The organism is Gordonia sp. (in: high G+C Gram-positive bacteria) (assembly GCF_012515855.1).
Taxonomy (GTDB): Bacteria; Actinomycetota; Actinomycetes; order Mycobacteriales; family Mycobacteriaceae; genus Gordonia.
Genome location: NZ_JAAYXO010000087.1, coordinates 1 through 13,382 on the forward strand (window position 1 = coordinate 1; position 13,382 = coordinate 13,382).

Genomic DNA, 13,382 nt, shown 5'->3' on the forward strand with positions numbered 1-13,382 from the left:
CGGGAGGCCGGGCATGAGTAAGAAACTGCTGGCCGTGGTCGCTGCCCTCGCGCTGCTCCTCACCGGATGCGCGGGCGGCGACGGTTCCGACCAGGACACGGTGACGGTCTTCGCGGCCGCGTCGCTGCAGGGTGCGTTCGACGAGCTCGCCGACGAGTTCTCCGCTGCCCATCCCGGGTACCGCGTCGCGCCGATGTACGACGGTTCGCAAGCACTGGCGACGCAGCTCGTCGAGGGCGCCGACGCCGATGTCGTCGCCTTCGCCAACGAGCCGAGCCTGAAGCCGGTCACGGAGGCAGGCATCGCCGACGCCGGCCAGATCTTCGCCACCAATACCCTGCAGATCGCGGTCGCTCCGGGGAACCCGAAGAACATCCGCTCCCTGGCCGACCTCGCCCGCGCCGACGTCACCACCGTGCTGTGTGCGCCGCAGGTGCCCTGCGGCAAGGCCTCGCGCACGCTGCTCGACGACGCGAAGGTCGCGGTGAAGCCGCGGAGCGAGGAGACCAACGTGACCGCGGTGGTCAAGCGGGTCGAGGCGGGCGAGGCCGATGCGGGGCTGGTCTACAAGACCGACGTCGCCGCCGCGGGCGACGAGCTGGTCGGCATCACTCCGGCGCACGCCGACGCCGTGGTGAATCGGTATCCGATCGCCGTGGTGACGAAGGCGCCGTCGCCCGACGGCGCGCAGGCCTTCGTCGACTTCGTCCTCTCCGCCGCCGGCCGGCAGGTTCTGACGCGCTACGGTTTCGGCTCGCCGTGACCGTCCCCAAGCCGCTGTACGTGCCCGCGCTGATCGCGCTGGCACTGCTGGTGGCTCCGATCATCGGCCTGGTCTCGCGCGTGCGGTGGGAGACACTGGGCTCGGACCTCTTCTCGTCCGCGTCGTTGACGGCGCTCGGTCTGTCGCTGGTCACCGCGGGCTTCGCGACCCTGGGCTGCATCGTCTTCGGCACACCGCTCGCGGTCATCATCGCGCGCGCCGAGACTCGCTGGGCGTCGGTGCTCCGGGCGGTGGTTCTGATTCCGCTGGTGCTGCCGCCGATGGTCGGCGGCCTGGCTCTGCTGTCGCTGCTGGGCAGGTCGGGCCTGGTCGGCAAGCCGTTGTTCGAGGCGACCGGGTTCAGCCTGCCCTACACCACCGCCGCCGTCGTGGTGGCGCAGACCTTCGTCGCCCTGCCGTTCTACGTGATCACCGTCGAGGGGGCGCTCCGCACGGCCGGCGGGGGATACGAGCAGATCGCGGCGACCCTCGGCGCGGGACGCTGGCGGGTCCTCGGCCGCATCACACTGCCGCTGGTCCTGCCGGGCCTCGCCGCCGGAGCGGCCCTCGCCTTCGCTCGCGCGCTGGGTGAGTTCGGCGCCACCGCGCTGTTCGCGGGAAACTCGCCGGGGGTCACGCAGACCATGCCGCTGGCGATCTACACCGCGTTCAACGGGGTCGGCGTGACGCAGGATTCGGCGGTCGCACTGTCGCTGCTCCTGCTGGTGAGCACCGCGGTGATCGTGCTCGGGCTGCGCTCGTGGCGACAGGACGCGATCCGATGACCGGGCAACATCTCGTCGCCCGGATCGCCGTGGAGCGAGCCGACTTCGACGTGTCCGTCGACCTCGACGTCGCCGGCGGCGAGTGCCTGGCGATTCTGGGTCCGAACGGTGCGGGGAAGTCGACGATCTTGGCGGCGCTCGCGGGCCTGGCACCGCTGGTGCGCGGGGAGATCCGGTTGGGCGACCGCGTGCTCGACGGCTCCGACCATGTGCCTCCGGAGCGTCGTCGCATCACCCTGCTGGAACAGAAACCGCGGCTGTTCCCACACCTCACCGTGTACGAGAACCTCGAGTTCGGGCCGCGGTCGCAGCGGAAGTCGCGCAAGCAGGCGCGCGCCGTCGCCGACGCGTGGCTCGAACGCATCGACCTCCCAGACGTCGGCCGGTGGAATCCGGCACGTCTGTCCGGAGGCCAGCAGCAGCGGGTCGCGATCGCTCGCGCGCTCGCTGCCGAACCCGAGGTGCTGCTGCTCGACGAGCCGTTCGCCGCGCTCGACGCCGAGAGCACCCCCAGCATTCGGCGCATGCTGGCCGACGAACTCGCGCGCACCGGGACCACCAGCGTGCTGGTGACGCACGACCTCTCGGACGCGTGGCAGTGGGCGAGCCGATGCCTGGTCCTCGATGCGGGAACCGTGATCAACGACGCGACGCCCGCTCGACTGGCGGCGTCGCCGCGGCATCCGTTCACCGCGGCACTCGCCGGGTACACCGTGGTCTACGGGACGTGGAGCGACGGCGCCCTGGTGGTCGGCGACGACGTCCTGCCCGGGGAGGCCGCGGACTCGCGCATCGCCGACGGCGATGCGGCGTTCGGGATCGTCGAACCCCAGCGGGTGTCACTGTCGAGGACGTCGGGTGCGGTCCGCAGTCGGGTGCGCTCGGTCTGGGTGCATGCCGGGCGAGCGCGGGTCGAGAGCGAGGGCGGCCTAGTGGCCGAGACCGCCGTCGGGGCCGATCTGCCCCGCGTGGGCGAGCGAGTCTGGTTGACCCCGAACGGGATGCGGGTGCTTCGCCTCACCGACGACGACTGCCCGATCTCGACGCAGCCGGTGGCTTAGTCGGCGGCGAGCGGACCCGGGTCAGTTCGGGTACCCGTCAACTTCGCTATCGCGGCGGCCCACGCGACCTCTCGCACGTAGTTGCTGTGGCCCCGCTGGAAGTCGTACGCGATTCGGGGTGGCGGGTCGGCCAGCCATCGCTCGTCGCCGGCCGCCAACACGCCGTCGTGCGGGGTGAGGCCGTCGATGCGCGCCCACCCCGTTTCGGCGGAGACGTCGAGGACCGACGCGGAGACGTCGCCGGCCCGAGACGAGGTCAGGTCCCACGAGAGAACCGGACCGCCGACGGGGTCGGTGAAGCGAATCAGATTGATCCATCGCTGCTCCAGTGACGCGCTCAGCTCGCGATGGCTGTCGAAGTTGAGAAAGGCCGGGAACGCGCGGCCGTACAGCCACTGGAGTTGGCTGCCGTAGGTCAGCAGGCTCAGGTTGTCGGTGGCACCCCGCCGCCGCAGCTGCAATGCGGCGGCGTACATGATCAGCGAGCCCTGACTGTGTCCGCACAGCACGATCTTCACGCCGGGTGAGGCCTCGCGGATCTCACCGACCCGGTCGACGATGTCGGCCACCGCCGTCGGCGCGTAAGGAGGCGGAACCACCGGGTGACCTTCGCGCGGCCAGAACGACGACACGTCCCAGAGCACGCCGAGCGTGCGGCCCATGCCGTCGGGGTTCGCGATCGCCTGCCGGATCACGAAGGCCAGACCGACCACCATGGCGATCAGGATCCAGGTGCCGGTCGCACGCAGCCAGTGCTCGCTGAGCCATAAGGGAGCACTGGGCCATTCAGGAGCGCTGGGCCATGCAGGAGCACCGGGCCGTCCGTGCGTACTCGGATCAGTGGTGGCCGCCCACACTCCGGCCGCGGCGCAGCCGATTCCGGCGATGAGGAATGCCGCGAGCAGGTGCTGCGTGAATCGGTTGAGCGTGGCGACTCGGTAGCGCAGTCCCGTCCGCCATCGCTGCCACCGGCGATTCCGTGCGTCGAGATCCGGCGGCGGATTGAGTCGGAAAGCGGGATGGGAGGGCCTGAAGCTCGCCGCGAGCAGGAGGAGTGTTCCGACGATGAGTGCAGTCGCTCCCAGCAATCCGAGCAGACCCCACTGGGTGGAGATGATGTCGTACGACGTCCGCGTGGGCATCGGGTCGGCGCCGCCGATGTCTTTGTTCGCCAAGGCGTTGAACGCGCGGGAGGCACCCACACCGAATCCGGATCCGATGATCACCGCGAGGCCACCGACGACGGCGGGGGTGAAGCCGCGTAACCACGGGCGGTACGCCTTCGGATAGTTCCGAGTCTGGGCATCCAGCGTGCGACTCGGTTCCCACAGCGCGGCGGCCAGCAGGAGGCACAGTGTTGCGGCCACGACGATGGTCACCTCGATCGGAGACCACCGACCGGGCAAGAGGGTGACCGCGGGCGCCGTCGTCACACTGACGTCGAATGACGACGGCAGGACCGTCGCTGCGACGACGATAGCGCCCGCGTGCGCGCCCGCCATCAAGGCCCAGCCGATGACCGAGAAACGGGTGTGGACGCGCGGGTGATCCCGAAACCAGCGGGTCACGCGTATCGGGCCGCAGAGGTCGATCGCGGCGATCGTGGAGGCGAGGACGCCGAAGACGGCGACGGGCGCGATCCATCGCCACGCGCCGGTATCGGCGGGGCGCATCGCCAAGAGAAGTGTGACGACCGCGGTCGGTGCGGCGATTCCGTGCACGATGCGGAGGACGGGTGCGGCGATGTTGCCGTCGACGAAGTCTGCGGTGGCCATCGCCGGATCGCCGGGCTCCGGTGCCGGGGAGGCGCCGGACTGTTCGACGATCTCGCGGAGGGTGCCCTCGGAGTCGGTGGCCGAGAACCGGGTGATCAGGCCGCCGACGGTGAGTACGACCAGCACCAGCGTCACAGCGAGTACCGAGATCGTCGTCGGGTAATCGCGCAGGCTGTCGACGTAAGGCACGTGTTCCAGACAGGTGCCGCCGGAGGCCACGATGCAGCGATACCCGACCGAGTCGACGATCACGTAGGTGATCTGCAGGGTGAACAGCACGGTCAGCGCCACGCCCAGCAGGTGCACGAGCGACCGGCACCCTCGTGTGAACATCGGGGAGTCGGGGTGGCGTGCCGGGTGGAGCCTGCGGTTGTCGCTGATCATCGCGTAGGCCATGTTCACCAGGGCGAACGGGATCAGGACAGCCCAGAGCGACTTGACGAATCCGCCCGACGTCAGTCGACCCCACGAGTACGCCCACGCGTAGTGCGAATCGCTCCCGCCCGCGACGGGGACGTCGTTGCGGGCGCCGTCGACCCGTCGCACGAAGCGCCGCCCCGGCCCCAGCGGTCCGGGGACGTCGACCAGGTCGCCGGGTGGCAACGGCCCCACCGGGTCCGCGAGGATCTGGTCGATCGGGGTGCCGCTGACCCCGTGCGTGCGGATCTCCAGAACAGTCGCGGTCTGCGGCAGCCCAGTGTTCGTCATGGTGACCTCGATCCGGGTGAGCGTGACGGGTCGAGCGTGTTAACTCCTCGTGACTAGCGCCTGAGCGCCCTAACTCCGCAGGGCGACCGTCAGCAGAACCACCGCGTCGGTGTCGGCGGCCAGGCCGTGTCGCACGTCGGGGATGTCGGCCAGCGAGCCCGCGGTCAACCCGATCTCGGTGTCGAGCCCGGTGAGGCGGACGTCGCCGCGCAGCACCTGGAGCGTGGCCTCGCCCGGGCTTTCGTGGTCGGAGAGATCAGAGCCGGCTCGCAGGGCGATCACGGTATGGCGGAGTCGGTGATCGGAATGACCGCGAACAGTGAGGGCCGCCCGACCCGACGAGGCCGCCCGCGCCTCGTCGAGCAGTTGGTCCGCCAACTCCGACATGTTGATCTCGCTCATGCGGCCACCTTCTTGTTGTCTGGTTCGTCTTCGCTACGCGGGATGCCGAACACGGTGAAGACGCAGGCGACGGCGGCGAACGCCACCAGCAGCGCCAGACCGACGGTGTACGAGTGCGCCTCGGCGTTGTACGTCGCACCCATCACCAGCGGCGGGAAGAAGCCGCCGAGGCCGCCGGCGGCACCGACGAGACCGGTCACCGCACCGACGCGAGCGGGCGGCGAGGCCAGCGCGACCCACGCGAACACCGAACCGGCGCCCATGCCCATCATCACGGCCATCAGGATGAAGTCGACGGCGGCGAGACCGGAGTCGAGGTCGGGCTTGGCGATCATCCAGACCGCCAACAGGGCGGCGCCGCCACACGAGATCGCGGTGATGAGGCGCGGCCCGAACTTGTCCGACAGCATGCCGCCGATGGGGCGCGCGACGACCGCCGCGATTGCGAAGCCCGCGGTGCGCGCACCTGCGGACTTCAGGTCGGTGATGTCGTAGACGTCGTTGAGGTACGTGGGCAGATAGGTGGAGAAGGCGACGAAGCCGCCGAACGCCGCCGCGTACAGGAACGACATCTGCCAGGTGATCGGCAGCTTGAGGGCGCTGGCGAGCTTGGGCAGGCCGGGCTCGGTGTTGGGCACCCACGACGGAGCGTCGCGCATGAACATCCAGCAGATCGCCGCCATCACCACGAGGGCCACTGCGATGATGATGTGGGTCGGGAAGTAGCCGAACCATTCGCGGAAGCGGGGGGTGAAGAAGGCCGACAGCGCGGTGCCGCCCATGCCTGCGCCGAAGACGCCGGTCGCGAAGCCGCGTCGGGGCGCTTCGTACCAGTTGTTCACGAACGGAATGCCCGCGGCGAAGCTGGTGCCGGCGATGCCGAGGAAGAAGCCGATCACGATCATCATCGGGTACGACTTGATGCTGCCCGCGACGGCCACGAGGATCACGAAGGGCGCCGAGATCAGCAGAAGCGCGGTGAACATCACTCGGCCGCCGTAGCGCGGGGTCATCACGCCGACGACGATCCGGCCGAGCGAGCCGACCAGAATCGGCACCGCGATCAGGATCGACTTCTGGGTGGAGTCGAGGTTGAGCTCATCCGGGCCGGCGTAGAAGACGCCGAGCGGAGCGATCAGATTCCAGGCCCAGAAGGTGATCGCAAACGCCGCGGTCGCCAGGACGAGGTTGAGGGTCTGGGCGGACTTGTCCACCTGTGCGGGAGCAGTCATCAGTCGCGGTCCTTCACTCCGATCGGATCCCAACCGCGGCGAGCAGGCGCGTTACCCGGGGCGGGACGCGCGTCCTTGCTGCGGTAGACGATGTAGGGGCGGAACAGGTAGTGCAGCGGTGCGGTGAAGATGTGTACCAGTCGGGTGAACGGCACCAGCACGAACATGGCCATGCCGATGATCACGTGGATGTGGAAGCGCAACGGCGCCGCGGCCATCGCGTCGATGTCGGGTTGGAAGTAGAAGATCGAACGGAACCACGGGGCGACCGTCTCGCGGTAGTTGACGCCCTCGCCGTGCGGGTCGATCAACCCGATCAGGGTGATGTACGAGCCGGCGAGCAGCGCGGCCACCAGCACCACGTACATCAGCTTGTCGTTCCACGTGGTGGCCATGAACACCGGGCCGACGGTCCGTCGCCGATAGATCAGGATGCCCACGCCGACCAGCGTCGCGATGGCGGCGACGATGCCGCCGCCCGCCGCGATCCAGTGATAGGTGGTCTCGGTGATGCCGATCGCGGCGGTCCAGGATTCGGGAATCACCAGGCCGATCGCGTGGCCGGCGATCACCGCGAGGATGCCGTAGTGGAACAGCGGCCCGCCGATGCGCAGCAGTCGGGACTCGTACAGCTCGGACGAGCGGGTGGTCCAGCCGAACTTGTCGTAGCGGAAGCGCCAGATGGTTCCGCCGATCACGCTGATCAGTGCGATATACGGCAGTACGCCCCAGAGGAAGATGTTCATCGGAAAGCCTTCTCGCTGTCGGTGGTGAACAGGGGAAGCAGACGCGGATCGTACGATTCGAGGCCGACTGTCTCGACCGGCCGCTCGGGTGCGGCCATCGCCATGGCCGACGCGCGGTCGGGCGGCGACTGACCGGGGAGTGTCGCGCAGACCGCGGCCAGCACGTCGGTGTAGGGCGACTCGACGTCGGCGAGGGCGAAGCGGATCAGTTCCAGCGCCGCGCGGTTGTCGGAGAGGACGGCGGTGCCGCGCTCGGGGTCGGCGAGCGCGGTGAACTCGAGGACGATCGGCAGATGGTCGGGGAGTTCTCCGTGCAGGTTCACCAGGAAGCCGCTGTCGCGGTAGAGCTGTTTGAACTCGCCGAGGACCGCGCCTCGCTGCCGGGTGTCGCCCGCGGACCAGTACGACAGGTACAGCGTGCGCTTGCGGGAGAGGTCGAAGACGTCGGTGTAGTGCTGTCCGAGTTCGGCTCGATCGGTACTCGCGGCATGATCGAGGAAGCGCCCCAGCGCGGCGGTGGCGTCGTCGGCCTGCTGTTCGGCGAGTGCGGCCCGCATCAGATCGAGACGCTCGAAGAGCTGGTCGCCGGGGTAGCCGAGGCACCACGCCGCCACCTGGTGAATCACCCGGGAATCGGTTTTCGCCGGCCCGCGACGACGCGACAGCAGCTTCATGACCGCGGCTCCTGATTGGGGAACATGCCCTGCGGGACGCCGTTGCCGTCCCAGTTCAGCAGGTTGGTTCTGCCGCGCAGGACGGACTCGCTGGCGGCGGTGTCGGTGGACTGCCGCTGCTTGAGCGCCTCGAAGGTCTCCACCGAGACCGGCACCGGACGACCGCTGGCCTCGCCGAACGGGCCCGAACCGTAGGTGCTGAGATCGCCGTCGTAGTCGACCGGACAGGCGGTCTCCTCGAGCTTGTGAGCCTGCTCGTGGTGGGCGGTCGGGATCACGTAGCGCTCGTCGTACTTGGCGATCGCCAGGAGACGGTACATCTCGTACATCTCCTCCTCGCTCATCCCGACGCTGCCGGGGATCAGCGGGTTGGTCTCGCGGCCCAGGTTCACATCGCGCATGTACGACCGCATCGACGCCAGCTTCTGCAGCACGAACTCGACGAGGTCGGTGTCGCCCGCGGTGAACAGCTCGGCGAGGTACTCGATCGGGATGCGCAGCGATTCGATGGCCCCGAAGAGGTTGTCGCGGTTCTCGCCGTCGTGTCCCTGCTCGGTCAGCAGGTCGACGATCGGCGACAGCGGTGGGATGTACCAGACCATCGGCATGGTTCGGTACTCCGGATGCAGCGGCAGCGCGACCTTGTACTTCTTGGCGAGCGCGTACACCGGTGACCGGCGGGCCGCGTCCAACCATTCGTCGGGGATCCCGTTGGCGCGTGCCTGTCGGATCACCTCGGGATCCTCGGGATCGAGCATCAGCTCCAGCTGGGCCTCGTAGAGGTCCTTGTCGTCCGGCACCGAAGCAGCCGCGGTCACCGCGTCCGCGTCGTACAGGAAGATGCCGATGTAACGGAGACGGCCGACGCACGTCTCGGCGCAGACGGTGGGTTGACCGACCTCGATGCGCGGATAGCAGAACGTACATTTCTCGGCCTTCCCCGACCGATGGTTGAAGTAGATCTTCTTGTACGGGCAGCCGGTGATGCACTGGCGCCAGCCGCGGCAGCGGTCCTGATCCACCAGGACGATGCCGTCCTCCTCGCGCTTGTAGATGGCGCCCGACGGGCACGAGGCCATGCACGACGGATTCAGGCAGTGCTCGCAGATACGCGGCAGGTAGAACATGAAGGTCTGCTCGAAGGAGAACTTGATCTTCTCCTCGGACTCCTGGCGGATCTTGGCGACGATCGGGTCGAGGTCGCCGTGCTCGATCGAGCCGCCGAGGTTGTCGTCCCAGTTGGCCGACCACGTGACCTTGGTGTCCTCGCCGGTGATGAGCGACTTCGGTCGGGCGACGGGGAAGTCGTCGCCCAGCGGGGCGTTGATCAGCGTCTCGTAGTCGTAGGTCCAGGGCTCGTAGTAGTCGTCGAGGGTCGGCTGGACCGGGCTGTGGAAGATGGTGAACAGCTTCTGCAGGCGCCCGCCGGTCCGCAGCCGCAGCTTGCCCTTCTTGTTGAGGTGCCAGCCGCCCTTCCACTGCTCCTGATCCTCGTACCGTCGCGGGTAGCCCTGGCCGGGACGGGTCTCCACGTTGTTGAACCACACGTACTCGGTGCCCGCCCGGTTGGTCCACGCCTGCTTGCACGTGACCGAACAGGTATGGCAGCCGATGCACTTGTCGAGATTCATCACCATCCCGACCTGAGCCATCACTCGCATCAGTACGTCACCTCCTGGCTTCGCTTGCGGATAGTCGAGACGATGTCGCGCTGGTTGCCCGTCGGGCCCAGGTAGTTGAAGGCGTACGAGAGCTGCGCGTAGCCGCCGATCAGGTGCGAGGGCTTCACCAGCAGGCGGGTCGGCGAGTTGTGGATGCCGCCGCGGCGGCCGGTGGCCTCCGACTTCGGCACATCGATGGTGCGCTCCTGAGCGTGATGCACGTAGCAGACGCCCTCGGGCATCCGGTGGCTGACGACGGCGCGGGCCACGTAGACGCCGTTGGCGTTGACGCACTCGATCCAGTCGTTGTCGCGGACGTCGATCGACGCCGCGTCCTCGGCCGAGAGCCAGGCGGTCGGTCCGCCGCGGGAGAGCGACAGCATGAACAGGTTGTCCTGGTACTCGGAGTGGATCGACCACTTGTTGTGCGGCGTCAGGAACCGGACGGTGATCTCCTTGCTGCCGTCCGACCCCAGCTTGGGCTCGCCGAACAGGCGGTGCATGTCGAGCGGCGGCCGATAGATCGGCAGCGCCTCGCCGATGTCGAGCATCCAGTCGTGATCGAGGTAGAAGTGGAGCCGGCCGGTGAGCGTGTGGAACGGCTTCTCGCGCTCGATGTTCACCGTGAACGGCGCGTACCTGCGACCACCGGTCTCCGACCCCGACCACTCGGGCGAGGTGATGACCGGGACCGGGGCGGCCTGGGTGTCGGCGAAGGTGATCCGCTTCTCCTCCGAGCCCTCGGCGAGGTCCGCGAGCTTCTTGCCGACCCTGCGCTCCAGCTTCTTGAAACCGTCGACCGCGAGCTCGCCGTTGGTGGTTCCGGAGAACGTCAGGATCGCCTCGGCCAACTTGGCGTCGGTGTCGATCGCGGGACGGCCCGCGCCCGCCCCCGCGGACATCACGCCGTTCGACGCCGCAAGCTTCGGGACCTGGGAGGCGATGTCGAAGGTGACGTGCTTGACAGTGAAGCCGAGATCGTCGGCCAGCGGTCCCACGGACGCGAGCTTCTCGGCGATGGCGGTGTAGTCGCGTTCCACCACCGCGAACGCGGGCATGTTGGCTCCGGGCTTGGCCGGCGCGCCCGTCTCGCGCCAGTCGATCACCCGGCCGTGCGGCTGTGCCGTCTCGCCGGGGGTGTCGTGCTGGAGCGCGGTACTGACCAGGTCGTGGCGAGTGCCGAGGTGGGTCTGCGCCTGCTTCGACAGTTCCTGCGCGAGGCGATGGAACATGTCGAAGTCGCTCTTGGCCTCCCACGGCGGATCGATCGCCGGGCTGAAGGCGTGGACGAACGGGTGCATGTCGGTCGACGAGAGGTCGTGCTTCTCGTACCAGGTGGCGGCCGGCAGCACGATGTCGCTGAGCAGCGTGGTCGACGTCATGCGGAAGTCGGCCGACATGAGGAGGTCGAGCTTCCCCTCCGGTGCCTGGTCGTGCCACTTCACCTCGCGCGGTCGCGGCGCTTCGGGATTCTCGGTGCCCAGCACGTTGTGGTGGGTGCCGAGCAGATGCCTAAGGAAGTACTCGTTGCCCTTGGCCGAGGAACCCAACAGGTTCGACCGCCACAGCACCAGGGTCCGCGGCCAGTTCTCCGGAGCGTCGACGTCCGAGATGGCTGGGGTCAGGCCGCCGTCGACCAGCTTCTCGGCGACGTAGGCGCCCGGGTTCGCGGCCTCGCCTGCCTCGACCGCGGCGCGCGCGTCGTCGGCCACGTCGAGGGGGTTCGCGGAGAACTGCGGGTAGAAGGGCATCCAGCCGAGGCGTGCCGACTGGGCGATCGCGTCGGCGGTGTGCATCCCGTCGAGCGTTCCCGACGAGAGCGGGGAGGTGAGGGCCGACGTGGAGTAGCCGTCGTTGCGCCACTGGTCGGTGTGCATGTACCAGTACGACGTGCCGGGCTGCGTGCGCGGCGGCCGGGTCCAGTCGAGGGCGTTGGCGAGGGAGATCCAGCCGGTGATCGGACGGCACTTCTCCTGACCGACGTAATGGGCCCAGCCGCCGCCGTTGCGGCCCATGCTGCCGGTGAGGATCAGCATCGCCAGAATCGCGCGGTAGGTCGCGTCGCCGTGGAACCACTGGCAGATGCCCGCGCCCATGATGATCATCGAGCGGCCGCCCGACTCCTCGGCGTTGGTGGCGAACTCGCGGGCGACGCGGATCGCGGCCTCGGCCGGGACGTTGGTGATCTCGGCCTGCCACGCCGGGGTGTAGGGGCTGGTGACGTCGTCGTAGTCCTGCGCCCACTTGCCGGGCAGCCCCGGGCGACCGACGCCGTACTGGGCCAGCAGCAGGTCGTAAACCGTGGTCACCAGGCCGCCGCCGAAGCGGCGGGCGGGCACGCCTCGGTCGATCACCTCGCCGCTCCCGTCGGGGGCGTCGAAGAGGGGGAACGAGACCTCGACCTTCTCGGCGTCGGCCTCGTCGATCAGGGTCAGACGCGGAGTGACGCCCTGCAGATCGAGGTTCCAGGACCCCTCGCCCGCCTCGGAGTAGCGATCGCCGAGCGTGCCGTTCGGAACCAGCGGCTCACCGGTCGCGTCGTCGATCAGGACGGTCTTCCAGTGGTCGTCGTCCGTGGTTCCGCCGATTTCGTCGGAGGTGACGAACTTGCCGGGGACCAGCTTGCCGTCGCGTTCTTCGAGATGGATCAGGAACGGCAGATCGGTGTACTTGCGAGTGAAGTCGGCGAAGAACGGGGTGTCCCGGTCGACGTAGAACTCCTTGAGGATCACGTGACCCATCGCCATCGCGAGCGCGGCATCGGTGCCCGCCTGCGCGGGCAGCCACTCGTCGGCGAACTTGGTGTTGTCGGCGTAGTCGGGCGAGACGCTGACCACCTTGGTTCCGCGGTAGCGGACCTCGGCCATCCAGTGCGCATCCGGGGTGCGGGTGACCGGAACGTTGGAGCCCCACATCATCAGGTACGACGCGTCCCACCAGTCGCCGGACTCCGGCACGTCGGTCTGATCACCGAAGACCTGCGGGCTGGCGACCGGGAGGTCGGCGTACCAGTCGTAGAACGACGTCATGACGCCGCCGATGAGCTGGATGAAGCGGGTGCCGACGCAATGGCTGACGATCGACATCGCGGGGATCGGCGAGAAGCCCGCACAGCGGTCGGGGCCGTAGGTCTTGATGGTGTGGACGTGCGCGGCGGCGGCCATCTCGGTGGCCTCGTCCCAGGTGACGCGGACCAGGCCGCCCTTGCCTCGGGCCTGCTGGTACGAACGACGACGGAGGGGGTCGTTCACCACGTCGGCCCACGCGAGGACGGGATCGCCCAGGCGCTTCTTGGCTTCGCGGTACATCTCGAGCAGGACGCCGCGGGCGTACGGATGGCGCACCCGGGTGGGGGAGTAGGTGTACCAGGAGAACGCCGCGCCACGGGGACAGCCGCGAGGCTCGTACTCGGGACGGTCGGGGCCGACGGACGGGTAGTCGGTCTCCTGTGTCTCCCAGGTGATGATGCCGTCCTTGACGTACACCTTCCAGGAGCACGAACCGGTGCAGTTGACGCCGTGCGTCGACCGGACGATCTTGTCGTGACTCCATCGGTCCCGATAGAAGACGTCGCC

General features: G+C 68.5%; 10 protein-coding genes. 3 read left to right on the forward strand and 7 right to left on the reverse strand.

Annotation, left to right across the window (positions count from 1 at the left end):
- The first annotated feature begins 13 nt into the window (after positions 1-13).
- From modA to GX543_RS06685, 3 genes are read left to right on the forward strand one after another with little or no spacing between them, the layout of a single operon-like run.
- A complete protein-coding gene (gene modA / locus GX543_RS06675) occupies positions 14-763 on the forward strand; it encodes a molybdate ABC transporter substrate-binding protein (RefSeq protein WP_290850758.1) in 750 nt (249 codons plus the stop codon).
- On the forward strand, positions 760-1,548 hold the full coding sequence (gene modB, locus GX543_RS06680) for a molybdate ABC transporter permease subunit (protein ID WP_290850760.1): 789 nt from the start codon (positions 760-762) through the stop codon (positions 1,546-1,548). Before modA ends, modB begins: the two co-directional genes overlap by 4 nt.
- Positions 1,545-2,609: an ATP-binding cassette domain-containing protein gene (locus tag GX543_RS06685; protein ID WP_290850761.1), complete on the forward strand. Its 1,065-nt coding sequence runs from the start codon at positions 1,545-1,547 to the stop codon at positions 2,607-2,609. Before modB ends, GX543_RS06685 begins: the two co-directional genes overlap by 4 nt.
- Here GX543_RS06685 and GX543_RS06690 read toward each other — a convergent pair.
- The 7 genes from GX543_RS06690 to GX543_RS06720 all read right to left on the reverse strand — a co-directional run.
- Positions 2,606-5,092 carry a hypothetical protein gene (locus GX543_RS06690; RefSeq protein WP_290850763.1) on the reverse strand — a complete coding sequence of 829 codons (2,487 nt, stop codon included), beginning with the start codon at positions 5,090-5,092 and terminating at the stop codon, positions 2,606-2,608. The genes GX543_RS06685 and GX543_RS06690 overlap by 4 nt on opposite strands.
- Positions 5,093-5,161: 69 nt before the next feature.
- On the reverse strand, positions 5,162-5,494 hold the full coding sequence (locus GX543_RS06695; protein WP_290850764.1) for a cupin: 333 nt from the start codon (positions 5,492-5,494) through the stop codon (positions 5,162-5,164).
- Positions 5,491-6,726, reverse strand: coding sequence for an MFS transporter (locus GX543_RS06700; RefSeq protein WP_290850766.1), 1,236 nt, complete (start codon positions 6,724-6,726; stop codon positions 5,491-5,493). The genes GX543_RS06695 and GX543_RS06700 overlap by 4 nt, the downstream gene beginning before the upstream one ends.
- Positions 6,726-7,472: a respiratory nitrate reductase subunit gamma gene (gene narI / locus GX543_RS06705; RefSeq protein ID WP_290850768.1), complete on the reverse strand. Its 747-nt coding sequence runs from the start codon at positions 7,470-7,472 to the stop codon at positions 6,726-6,728. Before narI ends, GX543_RS06700 begins: the two co-directional genes overlap by 1 nt.
- Positions 7,469-8,146, reverse strand: coding sequence for a nitrate reductase molybdenum cofactor assembly chaperone (gene narJ, locus GX543_RS06710; RefSeq protein ID WP_290850770.1), 678 nt, complete (start codon positions 8,144-8,146; stop codon positions 7,469-7,471). Before narJ ends, narI begins: the two co-directional genes overlap by 4 nt.
- Positions 8,143-9,807, reverse strand: coding sequence for a nitrate reductase subunit beta (gene narH / locus GX543_RS06715; protein WP_290850771.1), 1,665 nt, complete (start codon positions 9,805-9,807; stop codon positions 8,143-8,145). The genes narJ and narH overlap by 4 nt, the downstream gene beginning before the upstream one ends.
- A partial coding sequence (locus GX543_RS06720; protein ID WP_290850773.1) for a nitrate reductase subunit alpha occupies positions 9,807-13,382 on the reverse strand: 3,576 nt, incomplete at its 5' end. The genes narH and GX543_RS06720, both read right to left, overlap by 1 nt.

Bases quoted from the DNA above. Each gene is read 5' to 3' on its own strand.
- modA (WP_290850758.1), top strand. From the start codon at position 14: ATGAGTAAGAAACTGCTGGCCGTGGTCGCTGCCCTCGCGCTGCTCCTC.
- GX543_RS06690 (WP_290850763.1), bottom strand. From the start codon at position 5,092: ATGACGAACACTGGGCTGCCGCAGACCGCGACTGTTCTGGAGATCCGC.
- narI (WP_290850768.1), bottom strand. From the start codon at position 7,472: ATGAACATCTTCCTCTGGGGCGTACTGCCGTATATCGCACTGATCAGC.
- GX543_RS06685 (WP_290850761.1), top strand. From the start codon at position 1,545: ATGACCGGGCAACATCTCGTCGCCCGGATCGCCGTGGAGCGAGCCGAC.
- narJ (WP_290850770.1), bottom strand. From the start codon at position 8,146: ATGAAGCTGCTGTCGCGTCGTCGCGGGCCGGCGAAAACCGATTCCCGG.
- narH (WP_290850771.1), bottom strand. From the start codon at position 9,807: ATGCGAGTGATGGCTCAGGTCGGGATGGTGATGAATCTCGACAAGTGC.
- GX543_RS06695 (WP_290850764.1), bottom strand. From the start codon at position 5,494: ATGAGCGAGATCAACATGTCGGAGTTGGCGGACCAACTGCTCGACGAG.
- GX543_RS06700 (WP_290850766.1), bottom strand. From the start codon at position 6,726: ATGACTGCTCCCGCACAGGTGGACAAGTCCGCCCAGACCCTCAACCTC.